23 protein-coding genes and 1 other RNA gene are annotated in these 23238 nt (G+C 66.5%); 5 read left to right on the top strand and 19 right to left on the bottom strand.

Going from position 1 to position 23238, the window contains the following annotated elements; all coding sequences use genetic code 11:
• Window positions 1-39: 39 nt before the first annotated feature.
• Together CXZ10_RS21675 and CXZ10_RS01465 are read right to left on the bottom strand one after the other, a co-directional pair.
• On the bottom strand, window positions 40-1725 hold the full coding sequence (locus CXZ10_RS21675) for a methyl-accepting chemotaxis protein (RefSeq protein WP_188129108.1): 1686 nt from the start codon (window positions 1723-1725) through the stop codon (window positions 40-42).
• A 114-nt stretch (window positions 1726-1839) separates the two neighbouring features.
• Window positions 1840-2304: an Lrp/AsnC family transcriptional regulator gene (locus tag CXZ10_RS01465; RefSeq protein WP_101287182.1), complete on the bottom strand. Its 465-nt coding sequence runs from the start codon at window positions 2302-2304 to the stop codon at window positions 1840-1842.
• 163 nt (window positions 2305-2467) lie between these two features.
• On the opposite strand from CXZ10_RS01465, the gene CXZ10_RS01460 reads away from it, so the two are divergent.
• Window positions 2468-3181, top strand: a complete 714-nt coding sequence (locus CXZ10_RS01460; RefSeq protein ID WP_101287181.1) for an aspartate/glutamate racemase family protein — start codon at window positions 2468-2470, stop codon at window positions 3179-3181.
• Window positions 3182-3257: 76 nt separating this feature from the next.
• On the opposite strand, the gene CXZ10_RS01455 is transcribed toward CXZ10_RS01460, so the two are convergent.
• A complete protein-coding gene (locus tag CXZ10_RS01455) occupies window positions 3258-4007 on the bottom strand; it encodes a pyridoxine 5'-phosphate synthase (RefSeq protein ID WP_101287180.1) in 750 nt (249 codons plus the stop codon).
• A 168-nt stretch (window positions 4008-4175) separates the two neighbouring features.
• Here CXZ10_RS01455 and CXZ10_RS21310 point away from each other — a divergent pair, with 168 nt between their 5' ends.
• The gene (locus CXZ10_RS21310) at window positions 4176-4478 is read left to right on the top strand and encodes a hypothetical protein (RefSeq protein WP_143741451.1); all 303 of its coding nucleotides are present in this window, start codon (window positions 4176-4178) and stop codon (window positions 4476-4478) included.
• On the opposite strand, the gene CXZ10_RS01450 is transcribed toward CXZ10_RS21310, so the two are convergent.
• The 4 genes from CXZ10_RS01450 to miaA all read right to left on the bottom strand — a co-directional run bounded on the left by CXZ10_RS01450 (window position 4465) and on the right by miaA (window position 8701).
• A complete protein-coding gene (locus tag CXZ10_RS01450) occupies window positions 4465-5121 on the bottom strand; it encodes a VOC family protein (protein WP_101287179.1) in 657 nt (218 codons plus the stop codon). The two genes, CXZ10_RS21310 and CXZ10_RS01450, sit on opposite strands and share 14 nt — an antisense overlap.
• A 10-nt stretch (window positions 5122-5131) precedes the next feature.
• Entirely contained in the window at window positions 5132-5689 is a 558-nt protein-coding gene (gene ilvN / locus CXZ10_RS01445) for an acetolactate synthase small subunit (protein ID WP_425298952.1), read from the bottom strand.
• Window positions 5690-5749: 60 nt separating this feature from the next.
• Window positions 5750-7516, bottom strand: coding sequence for an acetolactate synthase 3 large subunit (locus CXZ10_RS01440; RefSeq protein WP_101287178.1), 1767 nt, complete (start codon window positions 7514-7516; stop codon window positions 5750-5752).
• A 249-nt stretch (window positions 7517-7765) separates the two neighbouring features.
• A complete protein-coding gene (gene miaA / locus CXZ10_RS01435) occupies window positions 7766-8701 on the bottom strand; it encodes a tRNA (adenosine(37)-N6)-dimethylallyltransferase MiaA (protein WP_244617250.1) in 936 nt (311 codons plus the stop codon).
• Between the two features lie 14 nt (window positions 8702-8715).
• Here miaA and serB point away from each other — a divergent pair, with 14 nt between their 5' ends.
• Window positions 8716-9606, top strand: coding sequence for a phosphoserine phosphatase SerB (gene serB, locus CXZ10_RS01430; RefSeq protein ID WP_101287176.1), 891 nt, complete (start codon window positions 8716-8718; stop codon window positions 9604-9606).
• Between the two features lie 165 nt (window positions 9607-9771).
• Here serB and CXZ10_RS01425 read toward each other — a convergent pair whose 3' ends face one another.
• The 5 genes from CXZ10_RS01425 to ssrA form a co-directional block, all read right to left on the bottom strand.
• Entirely contained in the window at window positions 9772-10560 is a 789-nt protein-coding gene (locus CXZ10_RS01425; protein ID WP_101287175.1) for a TSUP family transporter, read from the bottom strand.
• A gap of 27 nt (window positions 10561-10587) precedes the next feature.
• Entirely contained in the window at window positions 10588-10824 is a 237-nt protein-coding gene (locus tag CXZ10_RS01420; protein WP_101287174.1) for a ribbon-helix-helix domain-containing protein, read from the bottom strand.
• Window positions 10821-11030: a DUF4169 family protein gene (locus tag CXZ10_RS01415; RefSeq protein WP_101287173.1), complete on the bottom strand. Its 210-nt coding sequence runs from the start codon at window positions 11028-11030 to the stop codon at window positions 10821-10823. The genes CXZ10_RS01420 and CXZ10_RS01415 overlap by 4 nt, the downstream gene beginning before the upstream one ends.
• Before the next feature lie 7 nt (window positions 11031-11037).
• On the bottom strand, window positions 11038-11655 hold the full coding sequence (locus tag CXZ10_RS01410) for an SspB family protein (protein WP_101287172.1): 618 nt from the start codon (window positions 11653-11655) through the stop codon (window positions 11038-11040).
• Window positions 11656-11801: 146 nt separating this feature from the next.
• Window positions 11802-12168, bottom strand: a transfer-messenger RNA (tmRNA) gene (gene ssrA / locus CXZ10_RS01405).
• A 107-nt stretch (window positions 12169-12275) separates the two neighbouring features.
• Between ssrA and CXZ10_RS01400 the strand changes: the two genes are divergently transcribed.
• Both CXZ10_RS01400 and CXZ10_RS01395 read left to right on the top strand, forming a co-directional pair.
• Window positions 12276-13070: a thymidylate synthase gene (locus CXZ10_RS01400; RefSeq protein ID WP_101287171.1), complete on the top strand. Its 795-nt coding sequence runs from the start codon at window positions 12276-12278 to the stop codon at window positions 13068-13070.
• Window positions 13067-14083 (top strand): DUF4424 domain-containing protein, encoded by a 1017-nt coding sequence (locus CXZ10_RS01395; RefSeq protein WP_101287170.1) that lies wholly within the window; start codon window positions 13067-13069, stop codon window positions 14081-14083. Before CXZ10_RS01400 ends, CXZ10_RS01395 begins: the two co-directional genes overlap by 4 nt.
• A 79-nt stretch (window positions 14084-14162) precedes the next feature.
• Here the strand turns inward: CXZ10_RS01395 and CXZ10_RS01390 are convergent, their stop codons facing one another.
• The 7 genes from CXZ10_RS01390 to CXZ10_RS01360 form a co-directional block, all read right to left on the bottom strand.
• On the bottom strand, window positions 14163-15713 hold the full coding sequence (locus CXZ10_RS01390; RefSeq protein WP_101287169.1) for a Do family serine endopeptidase: 1551 nt from the start codon (window positions 15711-15713) through the stop codon (window positions 14163-14165).
• A gap of 253 nt (window positions 15714-15966) precedes the next feature.
• Window positions 15967-16155 carry a DUF2065 domain-containing protein gene (locus CXZ10_RS01385; protein WP_101287168.1) on the bottom strand — a complete coding sequence of 63 codons (189 nt, stop codon included), beginning with the start codon at window positions 16153-16155 and terminating at the stop codon, window positions 15967-15969.
• Window positions 16156-16162: 7 nt separating this feature from the next.
• Window positions 16163-17077: a protease modulator HflC gene (gene hflC, locus CXZ10_RS01380; RefSeq protein WP_101287167.1), complete on the bottom strand. Its 915-nt coding sequence runs from the start codon at window positions 17075-17077 to the stop codon at window positions 16163-16165.
• Complete coding sequence (hflK, locus tag CXZ10_RS01375) at window positions 17077-18201, bottom strand: FtsH protease activity modulator HflK (RefSeq protein ID WP_101287166.1); 1125 nt, start codon at window positions 18199-18201, stop codon at window positions 17077-17079. The genes hflC and hflK overlap by 1 nt, the downstream gene beginning before the upstream one ends.
• A 205-nt stretch (window positions 18202-18406) precedes the next feature.
• Entirely contained in the window at window positions 18407-18922 is a 516-nt protein-coding gene (locus CXZ10_RS01370) for a dihydrofolate reductase (RefSeq protein ID WP_101287165.1), read from the bottom strand.
• On the bottom strand, window positions 18919-19443 hold the full coding sequence (locus CXZ10_RS01365; protein ID WP_101287164.1) for a GNAT family N-acetyltransferase: 525 nt from the start codon (window positions 19441-19443) through the stop codon (window positions 18919-18921). Before CXZ10_RS01365 ends, CXZ10_RS01370 begins: the two co-directional genes overlap by 4 nt.
• The gene (locus CXZ10_RS01360) at window positions 19440-23231 is read right to left on the bottom strand and encodes an AsmA family protein (protein ID WP_101287163.1); all 3792 of its coding nucleotides are present in this window, start codon (window positions 23229-23231) and stop codon (window positions 19440-19442) included. The genes CXZ10_RS01365 and CXZ10_RS01360 overlap by 4 nt, the downstream gene beginning before the upstream one ends.
• Window positions 23232-23238: the final 7 nt, after the last annotated feature.

The raw sequence follows: 23238 nt of genomic DNA, 5'->3' as shown, positions 1-23238 counted from the left end.
CCGCGCCGCCCGGCCCCTCTTGTACGGTGCGAGATCCGCTCAACCGACGCGGATGCGCGTCGCAAATTCCGACGACTTGGACTTCAGCCGATCGACGGTGCCGAGCAACTCGCCGGACATGTCGCAGATGGTGGCAACCGCCGCGCCCGAGGTCTGGGCCGTCTCGGCGACGCCGTTGATGCCGGCCGACACTTCCTGCGCGCCGGAGGCGGCATAGGTGACGTTCTGCACGATCGCCTGCGTCGCCGCCATCTGCTCCTGCATCGACGCCGACATGATGACGCTCACCGACTTGATCTCGCCGATGGTGGTGGAGATGCGGTTGATCGCCTTCACCGCCCGGTCGGTCACGTCCTGCACCGTGGAGATATGGCCGGAGATTTCCTCGGTGGCCTTGGCGGTCTGGCCGGCCAGCGCCTTCACCTCGCCGGCCACCACGGCGAAGCCCTTGCCGGCTTCACCGGCCCGCGCCGCTTCAATGGTGGCGTTGAGCGCCAGGAGGTTGGTCTGGTCGGCGATCGAGGTGATGAGGCTCACCACCTCGCCGATGCGATGCGTCGCCTGGCTGAGATCGCCGACGATGGCCGCCGTCTGCGTCGCCTGGGTGCCGGCTTCCTCGGCGATCCCCTTGGCGCTCTCCACCTGCCGGGAGATGTCCTCGATGGACGAGGATATCTGGCCGGCGGCCGCCGACACTTCCTGCACGTTCTGCGACATCACCTGCGACGAAGCCGAGACGCTGCGTGCCGTCGACGCCGTCCGCTCGGTGGCCGTCTGCAAGGACGACGCACCCTGGTTCATCTGGGCGGCCGCCTTGCCCACCGCCTCGACGACACCGCCCATGGTGCCCTCGAAGTCGCTGGCAAGCTCGGCCAGCAAGGCCTGACGATCGCGCTCGCGCGCCGCCTCGGTATCGCGCTGCTGGGCGCGCAGCCGTTCCGCCTCGATGCCGCTGTCGCGGAACACGGCGAGCGCCCGCGCCATGGCGCCGATCTCGTCCTTGCGTTCCGTGCCCTGCGGCACTTCGGAAAACTCGCCCTTGGCGTAGAGCGACATGGCGGCCGACAGGCGCCGGATGGGCGCCGCGATGCCGCGTTGCGAGATGGCCAGTGCCACCAGAAGGCCGGCCATCAGCCCGCCGGCCACCATCGCCACCATGACGATGACGGCGGAACCGGCTTCGGCGTCGAGCGCCGTGCGGTTGGCGACGAGCTGCGTTTCGATGGTCGATTGCAGCTTGGCCGTCGCCTGCAGCATGGCGTCGATGCGCGGCTCCACCTCGCCGGAGATCACCTCGCGGCCGTGGCCGGAGTCCATCAGCTTGGCCGCCTCGATCACCTCCTTGATCTTGGGGCCGAGTTCGTCGAGCGGCGCGGCAACGGCGTCGAGATCGGTCGACAGATCGGCCCGGCGCGCGCGGATATCCTCGATCGCCGCGCGGAACTCGGGCTCGGCGTTCTGCACCTCGGCGGTCAGCTTGTCGAGCTGCTCGCTGTCGAAGGTGGTGATCAGCCGGTAGAGTGTGGTGTTGAGCCGGTAGGCGGCGCCCTCGATGTCCTTGCCGAGAAGGCTGGACTGGGCGTCCCGGTCGATGAACTGCGCCTGCTCGGCGTTGAGCTTCATCATGCTTTCGGCGGCGTAGAAGATGGCCGCCAGCGAAAAGACGATGATGGAGACGAGCGAAATCGCGATCTTCAGCGAAATTCGCAGATTTTTAAGGGCCATGCATTCCTCCCACATACGCCCGATATATGGTTTTGTTTGCATGACTGCGGTTAAGAAACCCTCTAGATGTTTCCCGATGCGCAAGAAATAGCCGTTTTGTCCTTGTGAACAGCGCTATGATGCATAATCGACAGGCAGCGGCGCCCCATCCTTCAGCGTTTCCATGGAAATGGACGCCGAAACGTCGAACAGTTCCACCTTGCGGATGATCTTCTTGTAGATGACGTCGTAGTGCTCGACGCGCGGCAGGGCGAGTTTCAGGATGTAGTCGACATTGCCGGTGAGGCGGTGCGCCTCCACCACCTCGGGGATGTCGGCGATGACGGCGGCGAAGCGCTCCATCCACTCCGACGAGTGGTGCGCGGTGCGGATCAGCGCATAGACGGTGGTCGGCACGCCGAGCCTTCCGCGGTCGAGCACCACCGTGCGGCGGGCAATGTAACCCTCAGCTTCGAGCCGCTGGATGCGCCGCGAGCAGGCCGAGACAGACAGCGCCACGCGGTCGGCAAGATCGACCACCGAGAGGCCGGCATCGCATTGCAGCAGTTCCAGGAGCTTGCGATCGCGTTCGTCGAGCATGCGCCTGCGATTCCTTCTCGCAGTTGAGTTAGCGCGTCCATTTTGCACTATATCGACGATAAGCGCCACATTCTTGCGTCACCGGGTCATCTTGCGCCGATGCTCGCAAACGCCTTGCGCATGGCCGAGGCTATCATCGGCCATCGCGACAAGGGGATATGTCATGCGCACCATTGGCCTCATCGGCGGCATGAGCTTCGAGAGCACCACGATCTATTACAAGATGATCAACGAGGCGGTGCGAACCCGGCTCGGCGGCCTGCACTCGGCCGAGATCGTCCTACATTCGGTCGATTTCCAGGAGATCGTCGACCTGCAGAAGGCCGGTCGCTGGGACGCTGCCGCCGCCCGCCTCGGCAAGGCGGCGCAAGGGCTGGAGCGGGCCGGTGCCGACTGCGTGCTGATCTGCACCAACACCATGCATCTCGTTGCCGACGAGGTGGCCGCCGCCGTCGACATCCCCCTTCTCAACATCATCGACGAGACCGCCAAGGTGCTGAGCGCCGCCGGCATCCGCCGGCCGCTGCTGCTCGCCACCCGCTACACCATGGAGCAGGGCTTCTACGCCTGCCGGATGGCCGCGCACGGCCTTGCCATGACCACGCCCGGCGAGGCGGGACGCACCATCGTTCACAACGTGATCTTCGACGAACTCTGTGCCGGCACCGTCCGCGACGCCTCGCGCGCCGCCTTCCTCGACCTGATCGCCAAGGCCAAGGACGAGGGCTGCGACGCCGTCATCCTCGGTTGCACGGAAATCTGCCTGCTGCTCGACCCGAACGCCTTGCCATTGCCGGGCTTCGACAGCACGGCCATCCATGCGGCGGCGGCGGCGGATTTCGCGCTGGCGGGGGAAATGAAGGCAGCTGCGGAGTAATCAGGTTCCGCAAGGGTGCCCTATACCGGCCCCTTGCCTTCTCCTGCCTGAGGTGCAACGAAGATATCAGGCGCCCTTACGCGTCCGAATCCCCCAGCGCACAGCGATAGCGGCGCACCGTCTCGGCCATGCCGTAAACAAGGCAATCGGCGATCACCGCGTGGCCGATCGACGCCTCGGCGATATGCGGCGTTCTCTTCACCAGCGGCGGCAGGTTGTCGAGCGTCAGGTCGTGGCCGGCGTTGACGGCCATGCCGAGCTTGACCGCCGCGTCGGCCGTCACCGCAACCTCCTCGAGCCTAGCCCGCTGCTCCACGGGATCGAAACTGTGGCCATAGGGGCCGGTGTAGATCTCGATGCGCCGCGTGCCAGTCAACGCGGCGGCGGCCGCCTGCGTGGGGTCGGCATCGATGAAGATCGAGGCGCGCATGCCCTCGCCCTGGATGCGCCCCACCACCTCCGACAGGAAGGCCTGGTTGGTGACGCAGTCCCAGCCGTGGTCGGAGGTGTTCTGCCCCGGCATGTCCGGCACCAGCGTCACCTGATCGGGGCGCGCCGCCTCGCAGAGCTTCAGGAAATCCTCGGTCGGATAGCCCTCGATGTTGTATTCGCGGCCCGGCCAGTCAGTTCTCAGCATCTCCTGCAAGGCGAACACGTCGGTGCGGCGGATGTGCCTCTCGTCCGGGCGCGGATGCACGGTGATGCCGGCGGCCCCCGCTTCCAGCGCGATGCGGGAAAGGCCGACGACCGACGGCCACGGCAGGTCGCGCCGATTGCGCAGGTGGGCGATGGCGTTGACGTTGACGGAGAGCTTGGTGTGGGACATCGCTAGGCGCCTGAAGTTGGGACGCGCGACGATAGTCCGGTGACCCTCGCGGCACAAGCAACCTTCAGGTCGAGAATCCAGTCTCATCCTAGAGCTACATTTCAAAAGTCGGGCTTCGAAAGCCTACAACCTTTCTGTATAATTTTAAAAGTATGGAGGAGGATCGAGATGGAGAGCCGTAGTCTAGATTCGTTTATTGATGAAACCATCCGCATATCCAGTGTGCACGGATATCATCCGACAACGTTCATCGGCATGCGCCAACGCTATGGGACCGTAACAGCCATATCAAGACTTGTCGCCAGTGGGGAAGTTCAAAGCGGATTTAGGCGTTTAATCGAGCTTGGACTAAAAGATTACACTATTGAGCAAGCTGTAATACTGTTCTCGAATGAGTTCTCTAAATCGGTCTTTGAAGCGGCCAAGTGGCGCCTCTCCCAGGCCGCCAATGCATCAACTAAACAGTCATAAACGACGGCAGGCGGAGCCGACGGTCAGGCTCCAGGCCGATCAGCAGCTCCGGCTCGCCCTCGGCGATGTCCAGTTCCTTGATCAGACCGGCGCGATGGAAAGCATCAAGCGCACCGCCCGCCGCCGGCAGTCTCGGCAGCGTGAGGCGTTCGATGGTGAGGCGCGTAAAGCCGGCCGCCGTCTGCTGCCGCCCTGCCCGCCCGTCGGTCCATTCGGACGGCTGCGCCTTGCCCGGTGAAGAGAAGACGAAGGGCATTGCGGGATCGTCGCTCTCCACGGAAATGGCGATCGACACGCCGGGCGGAAAATCCGGGTTGCGATACGTCCAGCTCTCGCCCGGCAGCGCACCCCGGCAAGAAATGCCGAAAGGCGAGGCGCCGGTTTTCCGCCAGTTGGCTCGCTCGGCAAAGCCGGCGCGGCCGAGCGGCGAGGCTTTCAGCTCATCCTCGTCGACGACGTGGAGCAGTTCGAGATAGGCGTTATCTAGGGCATAGCAGAGGTTGGCCGTGCCCTGCCCCATGTGCCGGCGCATGAACGACGGCTCCAGACCGAGCGCGGAAAGCCGCTCGACCAAACCACCTTTGGGTTTCGTCTCCGCCTCATCGACGAAGACGAAGACGTGGTCGAGCTCAAGGCCGGCCATCGCGCTCGCTTCAAATACCGGCTTTGCCGCGCGCCAGCGCCGCGAGGCCGGTGCGGGCCAGCTCGACGAGGCCGCAGTCCTTCATCAGGCCGACGAAGCGGTCGATGTCGGCCGGGGCGCCGGTGATCTCGAACACATAGCTGTCGAGCGTGGCATCGACGATGCGGGCGTTGAAGGCCTGGGCGAGACGCAGCGCCTCGTCGCGGATCTCGCCTCTGCCGGACACCTTGACCAAGGCCAGCTCGCGCTCCAGCGCATCGCCGGCCCAGGTAAGGTTGACCACCTTGTGCACCGGCACGAGGCGGCCGAGCTGATGCATGATCTGCGAGATGACCGGCGGCCGGCCCGTCGTCACGATGGTGATGCGCGACATGTGGCTCGAATGCTCGATCTCCGAGACGGTGAGGCTTTCGATATTGTAACCGCGGCCCGAGAACAGGCCGACGACGCGGGCGAGGACGCCGGGCTCGTTGTCGACCAGCACCGACAGCGTGTGGCTGCGCTCGGTGGAGGGTAGCTCTTCCTCGAGGAAGTAGGCGGACTGGGACTGACCTGCGACGATCATCATGATGTCAATTCCGATAAAGCGTTGCGTGGGGATGCGAGGGGCTGCGTCAGCAGCCGCGCCTCACACCAGAACCTTGCCGGCGGCGCCAATGGCCGTTTCGATCTCCTCGTCGGAAACGTCGGTGCCGAGCAGCATCTCGTTATGCGCCTTGCCCGAGGGGATCATCGGGAAGCAGTTGGCAAGGCTGACCACGTGGCAATCGAACAGCACCGGACGGTCGATGCGGATCATCTCCTCGATGGCGTCGTCGAGGTCGGCAGGTTTGGAGCAGCGAATGCCCACCGCGCCATAGGCCTCGGCGAGACGCACGAAGTCGGGCTGGGAATCGACGTAGGAATGGCTGAGCCGGTTGCCATGCAGCAACTGCTGCCACTGGCGCACCATGCCCATGTACTGGTTGTTCAGGATGAAGGCCTTGACCGGCGCATTGTGCTGCACCGCCGTCGACAGTTCCTGGATGTTCATCTGGATCGAGGCATCGCCGGCGATGTCGATGACCAGCGCGCCGGGGTGGGCGAGCTGGGTGCCGATGGCCGCCGGCAGTCCGTAGCCCATGGTGCCGAGGCCGCCGGAGGTCATGAAGCGGTTCGGCTCCTCGAAGCCGAAATACTGCGCCGCCCACATCTGATGCTGGCCCACCTCGGTGGTGATATAGGTGTCGCGGCCCGCCGTCAGCGCATGCAGGCGCTCGATGGCGTATTGCGGCATGATCGCCTCGGCCGACGGACGGTAGGCGAGGCACTTCTTGGCCCGCCAGCCGTCGATCTGCTTCCACCAGGCGGCATGCGCCGCCTTGTCCTGCACCGGCTTGCGGGCGTTCCAGGCGGCGATGATGTCTTCCAGAACGGATCCGACGTCGCCGACGATCGGCAGGTCGACCACCACGTTCTTGTTGATCGACGACGGATCGATGTCGATGTGGATCTTCTTCGACTTGGGTGAGAAGGCGTCGATGCGGCCGGTGATGCGGTCGTCGAAGCGCGCGCCGATGCAGACCATCACGTCGCAGTCGTGCATGGCGAGGTTGGCTTCGTAGGTGCCGTGCATGCCGAGCATGCCGAGCCAGTTCTTGCCCGAGGCCGGATAGGCGCCGAGGCCCATCAACGTCGAGGTGATGGGGAAGCCGGTCATCTTGACGAGGTCGCGCAGCAGCGCCACCGCCTTGGGGCCGGAGTTGATGACGCCGCCGCCGGTGTAGAGGATCGGCTTCTTGGCGGCGGCCATCAGCTCGACGGCCTCGCGGATGGCGGCGTCGGAACCCTTCACCGCCGGATGATACTGCGTCAGCGCCTTGTCCTTGCAGTTATCGTAGGTCCCCATCTGGAACTGGATGTTCTTGGGGATGTCGACCAGCACCGGCCCGGGGCGGCCGGTGGTGGCGATGCGGAAGGCCTCGTGCAGGATGGCCGGCAGGTCCTCGATGCGGCGGACCAGCCAGTTGTGCTTGGTGCAGGGACGGGTGATGCCGACGGTGTCGGCCTCCTGGAAGGCGTCGGTGCCGATCAGCGTCGTCGGCACCTGGCCGGTGATGCAGACCATGGGAATGGAATCGAGCAGCGCGTCGGTCAGCGCCGTCACCATGTTGGTGGCGCCGGGACCGGAGGTGGCGAGCGCCACGCCGACCTTGCCAGTCGAGCGGGCATAGCCCTCGGCGGCGTGTCCCGCGCCCTGCTCATGGCGGACCAGGATGTGGCGAACCTCTTCCTGCTGGAACAGCTCGTCGAAGATCGGCAGCACCGCGCCGCCGGGGTAACCGAAAATGGTGTCGACGCCCTGGTCGATCAGCGCCTGGATGACCATTTCCGCGCCTGTCATCTGCCGTGTCATCGCCTGTTACCTCAAGCTCTCGTCCCGTCGTTCCGGGGTCTATTGCGTTTTTCGGGTAATAAAAAAGGCCCCGTTAGGGACCCGACTTCCGCGCACCATGATTTACCGGCAGGCCTCAGCAGGAGACCTCCGACACGGTGCGCCATCTAAGTACTACGAGAAGGGAACGCATGCCGCCCTCTGGTTCGAACGCCGGGACACCCCGGAATGGCCGGCAAACTACCGACACACGGCGGGTCGGTCAAGAGCCTATTTCATTCGTTGCGCGATATCGTCGGCCACAGCAAGAAAATGTCGCGTCGCCGCCGGATCGAGGCGTGGCCAGTCCGGCATCTGGTTGCGGAACCAGGTTTCCTGCCGTTTGGCATATTGCCGCGTCGCGGTGATCGCCGCTTCGACGGCGTCCTCGACGGTCATCTCTCCCCGCGCCGCCGCGATCATTTCCGGCACGCCGATCGCCTTCATGGCCGGCAATGCCGGGTCGAGATGAAGGTCGGCAAAGGCCCGTGCCTCCTCAAGCCCGCCACCTGCCGCCATGGCGCGGAATCGTTCGTCGATGCGGGCGTGCAGCCAGTCGCGCTCAGGCGCCATGACGACATGCGACACATGCCCGCCCGAGATCAGCGGCCGCGACCGCTGTTCCTGCCATTCCGACAGCGGCCGTCCCGTGCTGTCGGCCACCTCCAGCGCCCTCAGCACCCGCTGCGTGTCGTTGGGATGCAGCCGCCCGTAGAGCACCGGGTCGACCACCGCCAGTTCCTTGTGCAGGGCTGCCGGGCTCGCCGTCCGTGCCCGCTCGCGCCAGAAGGCGCGGACCCGTTCGTCGATGGGCGGCACGTCGGAGAGGCCCTGCGTCATGGCGTTGAAATAGAGCCCGGTGCCGCCAACGATCACCGCTGGCCGGCCATCGATGTCCTTCAGCGTCTTTTCGAGATCGTCGAGGTAGCGCGCAACGGTATAGCCGTCGCTGCTGGCGACATGACCGTAGAGGCGGTGCGGCGCCCGCGCCTCGTCCTCCACGGTGGGGCGTGCCGTCAGGATGCTGAGCTCGCGATAGACCTGCATGGAATCGGCGTTGACCACCACGCCGCCGCAGCGTTCGGCAATGGCGAGCGCCAGAGCCGACTTGCCGCTCGCCGTCGGGCCGGCTATCAGAACCGCGCGTCTTTCTCCCGTCGCCGTCACGCCCGGAGCCTCCCATGTCGCTTGTCGCAACGCTTGTCTCATCTCCGGCCGATCCGCAAGTGACAGATCGCCTGATTGCCAGCGTGTCGCGGCGGCTGGGTGGCGACGCCCACAGGGTGCTGGCCGAGGGTATCGCCGCCGATATCGCCGTCGGCGACTATCTTTCCCGCAGCGAGGCGATGCATCGGGTTGCCGAGGTGGTCGGCGAGGTCGCCGTCGATTTCGCGGTGCTGCCCACCGAGGGCCGACGCAAGAAACTGCTGGTCGCCGACATGGACAGCACCATGATCGGCCAGGAATGCATCGACGAACTCGCCGCCTTCGTCGGCCTCAAGGAGCACGTCGCCGCCATCACCGAACGGGCCATGCGCGGCGAGATCGCCTTCGAGCCGGCGCTGCGCGAGCGCGTCGCCCTCCTGAAGGGCCTCGACACCAGCGTCGTCAACGACGTGCTGCGCGAGCGCATCACGCTGACGCCGGGCGGCCGCGAGCTGATCGCCACCATGCGGGCGCACGGCGCCTACACGGCGCTGGTCTCCGGCGGCTTCACCCTGTTCACAGACCGCATCCGCGACAGGATCGGCTTCGATGAAGACCGCTCCAACTGCCTGCTCACCGAGGACGGCAAGCTATCAGGCTTCGTCGCCGAGCCAATCCTCGGCAAGGCGGCCAAGCTCGCCACCCTGATCGAGCTCCGGGAGGCGCGCGGCCTTGCCCATCATGAAACAGTGGCGATCGGCGACGGTGCCAACGATTTGGACATGATCAACGAGAGCGGCCTCGGCGTCGCCTATCACGCCAAGCCCAAGGTGGCCGAGGCGGCAGAGGTGTCGATCCGCCACGGCGATCTCACCGCCGTGCTCTATCTGCAAGGCTTCGCCCGCGAGGACTTCGCGGCGGTTTAGGCTTGCCTATCGGGACGACCTATACCGGCCTTTCGCTTTCTCGTCCTGAGGTCCTGCGCCTTCGCGCAGGATGACAATCTATGCATATGTTTTTGTTACATAATTTTGTCATCCTGCGCGAAGGCGCAGGACCTCGGGCAGAAAGAGGCACAACACCTAGGTCTCCTACATTCCCATCACCCACACGCGCACCGGATTGGCCGGATCGGCCAGCAAGCGGATGGCGAGACCGATGCAGGTGATGACGAGGAGCGGCCGGATGATCCTCGCGCCGCCCCGAACGGCCAGCCGCGACCCCATCTGCGCGCCGAGGAACTGCCCGGCGCCCATGACGAGGCCGGCCTTCCAGATCACCACGCCCGACAGCACGAACACCACGAAGCTGCCGACGTTGCTCGCGAAGTTGAGCAGCTTGGTATGCGCCGTCGCCTTCAGAAGGCCGAAGCCGGCCAGCGACACGAAGCCCAGCATGAAGAACGAGCCGGTGCCCGGCCCGAACAGCCCGTCGTAGCAGCCGATCACCGGCACGAAGACGAGGGTGAACAGGAAGGGCGTCATGCGCGCCTGACGGTCCTGATCGTTGAGGCCGCGCTTGAAGGCGAAATAGACGGCGATCGCCACCAGCATCACCGGCATGGCGACGCGCAGCCAATCGCCCGGCAGCACCGTGGCGAGCAGCGCCCCGAGGATGGAGCCGCCGCCCGACATCAGCGCCATCGGCAGCTGCGAGCGGAGGTTCACCTGCCCTGCCCGCGCATAGGCCATCGTGGCCGACGCCGAGCCGAACAGCGATTGCAGCTTGTTGGTACCGAGCGACTGGATCGGCGTCAGCCCTGCCAGCATCAGCGCCGGCACCGTGATGAGGCCGCCGCCGCCGGCGATCGAGTCGATGAAACCGGCGAGCAGCGCGGCAAAGAACAGCGCCGTCAGAATATGCAGGGAGAGGTCGGCCACGATGCGCCCGGATCTGGAGGGAGGAGTTCAGGAGGAAGCGGCGCGCTCAGGATCGGCAAGGCACGCGGTGAGATCGGCCAGCACGGCCACGCGGACGGCGCTCGCCAGGTTGCGGTCGCCGCGCGTCCGGTCGATGTCGAGAACGAAGGCCGCAAGGCTCTGGCCGCGCCGGTCGGCCAGCCGCTCGGCCGCGCCCCAGAACTCCGGTTCGAGGGCCAGGCTGGTCCGATGCCCGGCCAGCGACAGCGACCGCTTGACGTTCATGACGAGGCGTCCGGTGTCTCCGGATCGGCGGGCGTGTCGAGGCGGTGACCGTCGAGGCGGCGCGTCTCCAGCGCGTCCTGCGCCTTGGCCGTCTGCTTCTCCGCCTTGCTGCGGCCGAACTTGACGCGGTTTTCCGCCGCCTCATCCTCGCGGCGACGGCGGTCGCGATCCTTGCGCGCCCGGCGGAGGTTGACAAGGTCGCCCATCGCCGCCTCAGGGCTTCTTGCGGAAAGCGTCGAGGGAGACCACCGTCGGCCCCTTGGCGTCATCGGCCGGCTTGGCGTCCGGCTTCGGCTCTTCGGATGTCCTAGCCGTCTCCGCTGCGGGCTTCGCCGGCTTGGAGTCCTTGGAGGCCGATTCCTTGGCGGCGGGTGCCTTCGCCGCCGGGCGTGGCGCCGCCTTGGGACCGCCGCTGGCCGGACCGATCGCCTTGAGCGGGCCTTCCTCGGGCATGTCGGCGGCGTTGCCGCTCTCGTCGACCAGCGGGAACTGCACCGCGAACTCCACCGACGGGTCGAAGAAGCCGCGCACCGCCGCAAAGGGCACCACCAGCTTTTCCGGCACGCCGGAGAAGGACAGGCCGATCTCGAAGCTGGTCTCGTTGACCACCAGCTCCCAGTACTGGTGCTGGATGACGATGGTCATCTCGTCCGGATAGCGCTCCTTGAGCCGGGTGGAAATGCGCACGCCGGGCGCCCTGGTATCGAAGATGATGTAGAAATGATGCTCGCCCGGCAGGCCGGCGTGAGCCACTTCCGCCAGCACCTTCTTCACGAGGCCACGGAAGGCTTCCTGAGCCAGAACGTCGTAACGGATCATGTCCTTGGGCATTGAGGCTCCGCCTTGAGGAAGTCGCGGGCGACCGATCGGGCCGCGTCGTCGCCGCCAGTCTAAAGCATCGGGCGCAAGAGTGTAAACGCCCTCGCGGCGCATGGCCGAAAGCGCGGGGAAACTCTGACTTTGTTGGGAGAAGATTGAGTGGAGGCTTCTGTTGCCAGGTGCCTCCGAACCCCGCCTAAAGGTGCAACCCCTTAGGGCTTGATTCCCAGTTTGGGCACCGCATTACGCGGCGACGGCCACCGGAGCATAGTTGTCATTCGCAACTATAGGTTTAGCCCGATAACGGTGGTACAATGCCGAGTGAAAGAGCCGCCTTTACGCCCCCGTCGATCCTATTTCGCCCCCGCCGAAAGCCTTGCGCCAGATGGCTTTGCAAGGCCTTGGGTGGAGGCGCCGGGTACCGCCCCCGGGTCCGAATGGTTTATTACGCAGTCCGTTTATCACCATAGCCGGATTGCTCCGGCAGGAAGACATATAGGGTGAAGCGCCTCGCCTGTGAAGAGGCGGCAAACGATCGCCCCCAGATCGGAGCCTGCAACCGACTCGGGGCGGCTGACTCGCTGCCCGACTCCGGCTAATCTCTCTCGCCCCACGCCAGCAAGCGGACCGTCATGCAGCAATATCTCGACCTCCTGAAGCTCATCCTCGATACCGGCGCCTCCAAGGAGGACCGTACCGGCACCGGCACGCTGTCGGTGTTCGGCCATCAGATGCGCTTCAATCTCGCCGACGGCTTTCCGCTTCTGACCACCAAGAAGTTGCACATCAAGTCGATCGTCCATGAGCTGATCTGGTTCCTTCAGGGCGACACCAACATCAAGTACCTGAAGGACAATGGCGTTTCCATCTGGGACGAATGGGCCGACGAGCGCGGCAACCTCGGCCCGATCTATGGCCACCAGTGGCGCTCCTGGCCGACGCCGGACGGCGGCACCATCGATCAGATCGCCCAGGTGCAAGATATGATCCGCCGCAATCCCGACTCGCGGCGCCTGATCGTCACCGCCTGGAATCCGGCCGACGTGCCGAAGATGGCGCTGCCGCCCTGCCACCTACTCATTCAATTCTATGTCGCGAACGGCCGCCTCTCCTGCCAGATGTACCAGCGCTCGGCCGACGTCTTTCTCGGCGTGCCCTTCAATATCGCGTCCTATGCGCTGCTCACCGCCATGATGGCGCGGGCGACCGGTCTCGAGCCGGGCGATTTCGTGCACACGCTCGGCGACGCCCATCTCTACCGCAATCACCTCGATCAAGCCCGGCTGCAGCTCACCCGCGCGCCGCGCGCCCTGCCCCGGCTGACGCTCGCCGAAGGGATAAATGACGTGCGGGATTTCCGATTCGAGCATGTCGCCATAGAGGGCTATGATCCGCACCCGCACATCAAGGCCGAGGTCGCCGTATGAAGACGCTGCCTGCCGTCGGGATTGCCGCCGCACTGACAGGGATGCCGGTGCTGGCTCACGCCAACGACACAATGGCGGAACTGGCGGCCGGCGGGCTGACCTTCGTCTATGCCGAAAACGTCCAGATGCAGAGCGAGGACCTCTACATTTCGCCGAAGGAAGTGCGCGTCGATTACGTCTTCCACAACAGTGGCGACCGTGATCGCACCACCGTGGTTGCCTTCCCCATGCCGGACATCGAGGGCAGCGGCGACTTCATGATCTCGGTTCCCAATCCGGACGCCAACAACTTCATGAACTTCTCGGTGACCGTCGACGGTGAACCGGTCAAAACGGAGATCGATCGCCACGCCTTTGCCGTCGATGTCGACGTCACCGATCTGCTCGTCGAGCACGACGTCCCCCTGCTACCGTTCGGCGTCGCTACCGCCGAGGCCCTCGCCGCCCTCCCGAAGGAGTTGATCACCGACTGGATCGAGCGCGGCATCGTCATTCCCATGGAGTATGACGACGGCAAGGGCTGGAAAACGGAATACGTGCCGGTGTGGAAGCTCAAGACCACCTATTGGTGGCGCACCACCTTCCCGGCCGGCCGCGACCTCAAGGTCGCCCATCGCTATACGCCGAGCGTCGGCGCCACCGCAGGGCTCAACTTCGTCGGGCCCGACGAGAACGCTCCATTCTCCGGCGAGAACTTCGAGCGCGAGAAGCAGCGCTTCTGCTTCGACGACGGCTTCGTCCGGGCGGTCGCCAAGCGCCTCGACGCCACGCGGGCCGAGGACGGCTATCTGCAGCAGAGCTGGATTTCCTACGTGCTCACCACCGGCGCCAACTGGGGCGGCACCATCGGCCGCTTCCATCTGACGGTCGACAAGGGCGACCCGGACACGCTGGTGTCCTTCTGTGGCGACGGCGTCAAGAAGACCGGCCCGACCACCTTCGAGATCACCGCGACCGACTTCTACCCCGAGCGCAACATCGACATCGCCCTGATACGCCGCCCGACCGACTGACGGCCGCTTCCCCTTTTCCAACGAAAACGGCCGGTCCCCTCGGGAACCGGCCGCATCTCTTTCCGAACGGTATTGACCGTCAGTTGATCTTCACCGCGACGAAGCGCAGGTCGCCACCGGCGTTGGAGACGAGCAACAGCACCGACTTGCGGCCCATCGTCTTCTGCTTCTCCACGGTCTTGGCGACGTCCTCGGGCGTCAGCACCTCTTCCTGCGCCACCTCGACGATGAGATCGCCGGCCGCGATGCCCTTTTCGGCCGCCGTGCTTGTGGGCTCCACGCCGGTGATCACCACGCCGCGAACCTCGGCGTTGAGCTTGTACTTCTCGCGGGCGGCGTCATCGAGTGCGCCGAGCGTCAGGCCAAGGATCTTGGTTTCGTCCTTCGGCGGCTCGGCAGCGGGCTCCTCGCCCTGCGCCTCGGCGACCTTTTCGCCCTCCTCAAGACGGCCAAGCTTGACGGGAAGCGTCAGTTCCTTGCCCTTGCGGATCAGCGTGATCGACACTTCCTTGCCCACCGCCGTGTTGGCGACGAGGCGCGGCAGCTCGCGCATGGTCTTGATGGCGTGCCCGTCGAAGGCAACGATGACGTCACCCGGCTCGACCTTGGCCACCGCCGCCGGTCCGCCCTCGGTGACGCCGGCCACCAGCGCGCCCTGCGGGCTGGCGATGCCCAGGCTCTCGGCCAGGTCGTCGGTCACTTCCTGGATGTTGACGCCGAGCCAGCCGCGATGGGTCTCGCCGAACTGGCGCAACTGGTCGACGACGCCGACGGCGATCTCCGAGGGAATGGCGAAGCCGATGCCGATCGAACCGCCGGACGGCGAGATGATGGCGGTGTTGATGCCGATCACCTCGCCCTTCTCGTTGAACAGCGGGCCGCCCGAGTTGCCGCGATTGATGGCGGCGTCGGTCTGGATGTAGTTGTCGTAGGGACCGGAGTTGATGTCGCGGTTGCGGGCCGAGATGATGCCGGTGGTCACCGTGCCGCCAAGGCCGAACGGATTGCCGATCGCCATCACCCAGTCGCCGACGCGCATGTGCTCGCTGTCGCCGAAGCTGACGGCGGTGAGCGGCTTGTCCGGCTTGACGCGCAGCACCGCGAGGTCGGTCTTGGCGTCATGGCCGACCAGTTCCGCCTTCAGCTTGGTGCCGTCGGAGAAGTTGGCGATGATCTCGTCGGCATCCTCGATCACGTGGTTGTTGGTGATGATGATGCCCGTGGCATCGATCACGAAGCCCGAACCGAGCGACTGCACCTTGCGCGGGTCGCCGCCCTCGCCTGAGCCGCCCTCATCGGAGCCGCCCTCGTCCCCGCCGCCTTCGCCCATGCCGTCGCCGTTGCCGCCGCCCTTCTTGTCGAAGAACTCGTCGAAGAAGTCCTGGAAGGGTGAACCCTCCGGCACCTGCGGCAGCGGCACCTGCCGCGTTTCGGCCACCGTCTGGGTGGTGGAAATGTTCACGACCGCGCCGATGAGCTTCTCGGCGAGGTCGGCCACCGAATCCGGCCCCTGCTCGGCGGCGGTCGGTCCGACGCCCGCAAGGGCGAGCGTTGCCGCCAGCGTCAGTGCCGCAAGACCGGGTCCGCGTCGTCCTCCGACGCCCGGCACTGTCCTGTTCCATGAGACCATAGCCGGTCTTCCTCCCCTGGGGCGTCCTTTTGGAAACGGGACGCCAGATAACGTGAGCCGGAAAACAAAGGCCGACGGCCCACTGTTCCCGAACGGCGCGATCCGGCGACCGCGCACTTGTCGCATTCTCAGCAGAGCCGCCGGCCGACCAGGTTGGATCAACCCGATCGACCGGCGCTCCAAGCATTCGGCGAAGTCATAATCTGTTTCCCGGATGGAGACAAACCCCACCCGGAAGCCACTTGGGAGAGGATCACCCGCCCCGCACGGCCCAGACAAGGGCGACACCCACCGCCATCGCGGCGACACCGCCGGTTCGGAGCCAGAAGTCGGACGCCGCGAGCATTTGACGAAGCCCCTTGCGCATCAATGAAGGGGCTGCCGCGTAGAGCAGCCCCTCGATGACGGCCATCAGACCGATGGCAACCAGGAAGTCGTTCAAGACGACCTCACGGCGCGGTCGGAGCGGCCGGAGTCGACGCCGCGGGCGCAGCGCCCGACGGCCCGCCGAAGAAGCGGAAGAACTCCGAGTCCGGCCGCAGCAGCATGGTCGTGCCGCTGGCCAGCGACGACGCATAGGCCTGCATCGAGCGGTAGAACTCGAAGAAGCTCGGGTCGGCGCCATAGGCTTCAGCGAAGATGCGGTTGCGTTCGGCATCGCCCTCGCCGTGCAGGATGTCGGCGTCTCGCCGCGCCTCGGCCAGGAGCACCGTCGCCTGACGGTCGGCCTCGGCGCGAATGCGCGCCGCTTCCTGCGTGCCCTCGGCCCTGAGTTCGGCCGCCTCGGCGAGACGCTCCGAACGCATGCGGTCATAGGTCTGCTCGAGCACGTTGTTCGGCAGCTCGGTGCGGCGGATCCTGAGTTCGACGATGTCGAAGCCGAGATTGGCCGCCTCCGGGCGGACGAAGTCGGCCACTTCGCGCATCATGGCACCACGCTCTTCGGACAGCGCGTCGCCGAAGGAACGCGTGCCGTAGACGCGGCGCAACGCCGAATCGAGCCGGGTCGTCAGCCGCGTCTCGGCGAGCGCCATGTTGCCGGTCACGCTTTCGCGGAAGGCCCGGACATCGACGATGCGGAAGGCGGCGAAGGCATCCACCACATACTGGCGGCTGTCGCGAACCTGCACGACATTGTTGTCGATCTCGATGGTGTTGAGACGCTTGTCGACGATCTGGACGCTGTCCACCATGTTGGTCGGCAGCTTGAAATAGATGCCGGGCTCGGTGATCACCCTCTGGATCTCGCCGAAGCGCAGCTGGATGGCCTGATCGCGTTCGGTTACGATGAAGGTCGACGAATAGACCACCAGCGCGAGAACCGCGACGACGATCAGGACGAAGGGCAAGGCGATCGTGCGCATCACTGGGCGGCTCCCGTGCTCGAGGGGGTCGTCGGGCGCCCGACTTCCGGCAGCGGCAGGTAGGGCAGAACGCCCTGCGTCGAACCGCTGTCGAGCAGCACCTTGTTGGTCTTGGAGAGCACGCCCTCCATGGTTTCGAGGTAGATGCGCTCACGCGTGATGTCGGGCGCCTTGATGTATTGCTGGTAGACCGAGGTGAAGCGCTGGGCGCCACCGGTCGCCTCGGCGATCACCTGATCGCGATAGCCGAGCGCCGCCTCGCGGATCTGCGACGCCTCGCCGCGCGCCTCGCCGAGCCGCTTGTTGGCATAGGCCTGGGCGTCCTGCTTGAACTTGTCCTGGTCCTGCTGGGCGCGCTGCACCTCGCCGAAGGCGTCCTGCACTTCGAGTGGCGGGTCGGCACGGGTGACGTTGACGGCAGTGATCGACACGCCCGCATCGTAGGCGTTGAGCGTCTGCTGCACGCGGTCGCGCACCGCCGTCTGGGCAGCTTCGCGGCCGGTGGTGCGGAACTCGTCGGCACGGGTGCGGCCAACCACCTCACGCATCACCGATTCCGACACCTTGCGCACCAGCTCACGCTGGTCGGCGACCCGGAACAGATACTTGATGGGGTCTTCGATCTTCCACAGCACCGAGAACTCGACGCTGACCAGATTCTGGTCGCCCGAGAGCATGATGGAATCGGCGCCCGTCGATGCGCCCCCACCCATCACTTCCTGGTTTTCCGTGCGGACGGCCGGCGTTTCAACCTGCTCGATCGGCCAGAAGGCGAAGTGAATGCCCGGCTCGTTGAGCTCCGGCTTCACCTTGCCGAAGAACAGCTCGACGCCGACCTCGTCCGGCTGGACGACGTAGATGCTCTGATAGAGCCAGAAGCCGACGGCTGCCACGGCGATCAGCGGCAGCGCCGTCAGGAAACCAGTGGGCTCGCCCGATCCGGGGCGCCCACCGCCACCGCCGGGAAGAAGCCGGCGGATCTTGTCCTGTCCGCGTCGGAGCAGTTCCTCAAGGTCGGGGGGCTCGTTGCCTCCGCCGCCCTGCGGCCCACGGGGCGGCTGCCCCCACGGTCCATTGCCGCCGCCTTTCCAGCCGCCGCCACCACTCTGATTGCTCCAGGGCATATGGGTCCCTTCCTCCGAATGCAAAAATCTGGAGCGCTTCCTGATCGACCGAGCAATATCGCCCGACCGGGAAACGCTCCGGCTTGTCTGGTGCGGCGATCATAGGAGGCCAGCCCCCTGTCATCAATGCGCATACAGATCAAACGCCATTTGGGGTGCGAAGCCCTGCCGATCAACCGTCCGCCAGCGATTCTTTCGCGGCAGCTCAGCGGCGCCGGGTCCAGGTCTCGAAGGTGGCGTCGGCGCTGTCGCGCGGCCCGCGCACCATAGGCTCGCTGGCCGTGAGCTCCCACCGCGCCGGGTCGATCGGCGGGAATCGGGTGTCGCCTTCCGGCGCGGCGGCGACGCGGGTGACGAAGAGACGGTCGGCGCGCTCAATCGTCGCCGCATAGAGAACGCCGCCACCGGCCACCACGAAGGACGGAACGCCCTTCGCCACGGCGCTCGCCCTTGCCGCTTCAAGCGCCGCGTCGAGATCGGAAAGCACCGTGACGCCATCCGGCGCGAAGGCCGGATCGCGCGACACCACTAAGGTCTCGCGCCCGGGCAGCGGCTTGCCGATCGCCTCGAAGGTCTTGCGTCCCATCACCATCGGGCGGCCGAGCGTCAGCGCCTTGAAATGCTTGAGATCGGTCGACAGGTGCCAGGGCATGTCGCCGTCGCGGCCGATGATGCCGTTCTCCGCCATGGCAACGACGATGTCGAGGAACGGCTCGGTCACGGGCACTCCTTCGCCAGTTTCTCGATGGCTTCCCGCGTCATGCGCACCGGCACCCAGGCATCGTTGAGCGGCGCGCCCATCGCGGCATAGAAGCCGATGGCCGACTTGTTCCAGTCGAGCACCGTCCACTCGAAGCGCCCGAGCCCCTCATCGACGCAGCGCCGGGCCAGCCGGGCCAGCAGCGCCTTGCCGACGCCCTGCCCGCGCGCCGCCGGGTCGACGAAGATGTCTTCGAGATAGAGCCCGTGGCGGCCGAGGAAGGTCGAGAAGGAATAGAACCAGACGGCGATGCCGGCCGGCTTGTCGCCGATGAAGCCAAGTTCGCAGAAGACGCGCGGATTGTCGCCGAAGAAGGCGGCCGCATAATCCTCCGGCGTCGCCACCATCTTCTCGGAGAGGTTCTCGTAGGCGGCGAGCGACCGGACGAAGCCGGCGATCACCTCGATATCCTCGGGCGTGGCGGCGCGGGTGGTCGGCTTGGGGCGACGATGACGGCCGGGGCGGTCGGACGACGGGCTCATGGCGCGCTCCCCGTCACGCCGCCGGGCGGCAGGCCGACGTCGGACCGCGGCAGCTCCTTGAGCTTGGTGCCCGGCTCCGCCGGCGCCGCGCCGTTTTCCAGGATCTTGCCGATGGCATCGAGCGGGTCGCCCGCCGCCTTCTCCGCCCGTGCCTTCTGGGCAGCCAGGATCGCCGCCGCCTTGGCCTTCTCGGCCAGCGCCGCCGCAGCCGCTCGCTCGCGCGCCTCCAGCATCAGTTGGTTGCGGCGCTCAAGCGCCTCGCGGTCGCGCAGCACCTGCCGCGACAGCAGCTCGCGTTCGAGAATGTCGGCCTGCATGGTCAGCACCCGCTGCGTCTCCTTCTCGAGGGCGCGGATGCCGAGATAGGATGCGAAGGCGGTAACGTCGATGCGCCGGGACGGGTCGGCGACCGGCCCCTTGAACAGCACCGACACCTGCGGCACGCCGCCGGCGGCAGCCGCGTCGCCCGCATCGAGCGACAGCTGCCACTCGCTGTCGACGCTGAGGCGGCCGAGATCCACTGTCGCCGAGCCCGAGGTGGCGCCGTCTTTCGCCGTCACCACGATGTTGGGTGCCCGAAGCGTGCCACCGGCCAGCGTGAAGGCGGCATCGAGCCGGTCGAAGGCGAGATCACCCATGTCGACATTGTCGGTGAAGGCCTGCCGGATGCGGTCCTCGCTGAGTTCCTTGCCGGCGTCGGCCAGCCGGATCACCTGACCGAAGGCGCGCGTCGTCATGTGGGCGAGCCGGCCGCTCCGGAGCGAGAAGCTGCCACCGCCTGTCAGCGACGACATCCAGCCGGCCAGCGTCCGCCCGGTGGCGTTGACCTGGGCGTCGATGTTGAAGGCGCCGGTGACCAGCGGCCGACCGTCGCGCTGCCACGACAGTTCCTCGGCCGCCGCGCCGTCGAGGCGCAGGGTGCCGGACACGCCGGCCGTGCCGTCGAGGTCGCGCTTGATCATCAGGTCGCCGGAGAGCTTGCCGCCGGCCAGCGTCGCCTCGATGCCGTCGATCCCCGTACCCGAGGCGGAGCTGGCAATCGACAGCGCCACGCCCTTGGCCACCAGTCCGCCCTCGATGTCGAGCCGGCCGAACTTCAGCGCCAGATCGGTGTCGAAGCCGTCGATCAGCGCCGCGCCGAACGGCGCCTCCGGCCAGGGATTGCGGCTCTGGACGATCGGAAAGTCAAGGGATGCCGGGCCGAGAACGGCCTCGCCGAGGCCGGCCAGCGTTCCCTCGTCGAAGGAGAGCGCGCCGGTCACCCGCGGCACCGCCGGGGCGAAGTCGACGGTGATGTCGCCGACGGTCGGCACCTCGGCGAGCTTGCCCTCGATGCGGTTGACCAGGACCTTGCGGTTACCGATCGACAGGTGGGCCGCCACGTCGGCCGGCGTCGAGGCCATGACGCCCTGGACGATGTTGCCGGAGAGCACCAGCAGTGAGCCGACATCCGGCGATTTCAGGTCGAGATCGAGCTCGGCGCTGGGCGCGGCGCCGCGCGTGAGCGTCGCCGAACCGTTGAGCGTCACGTCCGTCGGCCCCATGGCGCCGCGCAGCACCACCGCGAGGCCGTCCTTCGACTTGCCCATGGCCGACAGCGTCAGGCTGCCGGCGCCGGGCTTGCCGACCTCGGGCACTTCAAGGCCGAACTGGCGCATCAGTTCGGCGCCGTCGGGACCGGTCAGGCTGATGTCGGTGGAAATGTCGGCGGCATCCCAGGCGTCGATGCGGCCCTTGAAAGCCAGTTCGCCGCGGATATCGGTGGCGGCGGCCGACCCGTTCAGCTCCACCTTGATGTCGGTGCCCTCGCCCGACGCCTTGGCGAGCACGGTGCCCTCGACGCTCGCCGGCCCGAGATGCGGGGCGGCGTCGCGCAGAAAACCAGCCACCGGCGCATTAGGCGAAAGGGCGCGGACGAGATCGGCGAGGCCATCGAGCTTCTCCGCCGAAACGCGCATCTGGATCGAGCCGTCGGGCGTCGTCGTCACGTCGCGAATGGTGCCGGCCGCCGTGACGCGGGCGCCCGACAGCGAGCGGACGAACAGGCGGTCGACATCCAGCGTCGCATCGACCAGCGATGCCGACACGTCGAAGCCCTCGGCGCGTGCGTCGCCGGCGATCAGCGTGCCGACGGCCGCCTTGATCACCATGTCGGCGCCGGCGCCCTGCCCCGTCGCAAGACCGGCCACCGTCTGGACGTCGGTGAGCCTCAGTTGATCGGCGTCGAGCGCCAGCGTCAGGCGCGGCTTGCGGCCGGCCGCACCGGGCGCGAAATCGAGCGAACCGCTGACCCGCCCCTCGTCGAGGCGGGCGTCGACCTCGTCGAGCCGCAGCCCGTCCGCCGAGGCGGCCACCTTGGCCGAGATGCGGAAGGGATCGAGCCCGACCTTCGGCCCGGCGGGCGCCCACCAGGCGATCAGCGTCGCCGGCTGGTCTGAGGCGAGCGTCACGTCACCGTCGAAACCGATGGTCGGCGCGATGGCGAGCCGGCCGCGTGCCGTGAAGGACGACTTGCCCGGCAGCGTCGCCTCCAGCGTGTCGATAGTCCAGCCGGAGTTGGCGGTGACGAGGTCCGCCCGCAGATCGGCGATGATGCTGCCGCCGACCACCACGCCGGGAATGTCGAAGCCGATGCGGCCGGGCACGCTCGGCACCGGCAGGCCGGCGATGGCCGCGCCGAAGGCAGTGAGTGCGCCGTCCAACGAGACGGGCTTGTCCGGCCCGGCGCCCAGCGTGCGGTCGAGGTCGATCTGGCGGGCCGACAGCACCGCCTCGAAACTCGGCACCGCCGCGAGGTCGAGCGTCGCGGCGCCGGAGATGGTGAACGGCCGCTCTTCGGCGCCGTAGCGGAACTCCAGCGTCTTGGCCAGCACCGCTCGGTTGGACACGTCGAGATCGGCGGTGAGCGACCAGGGCAAGGTCGCCTGGTCTTCCTTGGCGATCACCCGATCGAGCCTTGCCTTGCCGGCCCAGGTCGGACGATGGTTGGCGATCTTGAGCTGGCCGTCGAAGCTCGCCGCCACAGGATGAACGGCCGAGCGCACGTTGGCTTTCAGCGCGAAGGCGCCACTGCCGTCGGCGGCGCCGGTCGCCGCCTTGATGGTCAAGGTGTCGCCGCCGACCCGCGCCGTGCCCTCCATCTTGTAGGGACCGGCCAGGGCCGGCGCGTCGAGCCGGGCCTTGATGCCATCCACCACCACCGGCTGGCTGTGGCGCGCGTCGGCGATGACGAGGCGGCCGTCCTCGATGTCGACGCCCGACAGCATGACCCGGCTGGGATTGATGCCTATGCCTTCTTCCGAAGACATCCACTCGTAAGCACCGTTCTCGTCGACGCGAACGTTGAGCTGCGGCTGGACCACCTGCATCTCGGTGACGTGGATCTCACCCGACAACAGCGGAAACAGCTCGATTTCCATGTTGAAGCGGCCGACGGTCATCAGCGGCGCATTGGGGTCGTCGCCGATCACCACGTCGGAAAAGGACAGAGAAGGGTAAGGCAGGAGATTGGCGTCGGCCGTCCCGCGAACGGACACCTTATGTCCCAGAACATGCGCCGCTTCCGTCTCGAAAGCGGCCCGATAGGCCGTCCAATCGACAAACAGCGGCCCGACCAGCGCCACGAGGAGCGCCAGGATGACCGTGAATCCGATACCGAAATACAGCGAATTCAGCGTCTTGGCTCCCGTGTACCCATCTTGAGACGATGGCGGCGCTCTGCCCCGCCGCGCCGCCGCCCCTTCAGACCATCGCGTCGCCGTGCAAGCTTCGCACCACCGCGCCGTCACCCCTCAC

Source organism: Pleomorphomonas diazotrophica, from assembly GCF_002844595.1.
Lineage (GTDB): Bacteria > Pseudomonadota > Alphaproteobacteria > Rhizobiales > Pleomorphomonadaceae > Pleomorphomonas > Pleomorphomonas diazotrophica.
The sequence above is the reverse complement of the archived record's forward strand: the minus strand, read 5'-3'. Positions and strand labels throughout refer to the sequence as shown.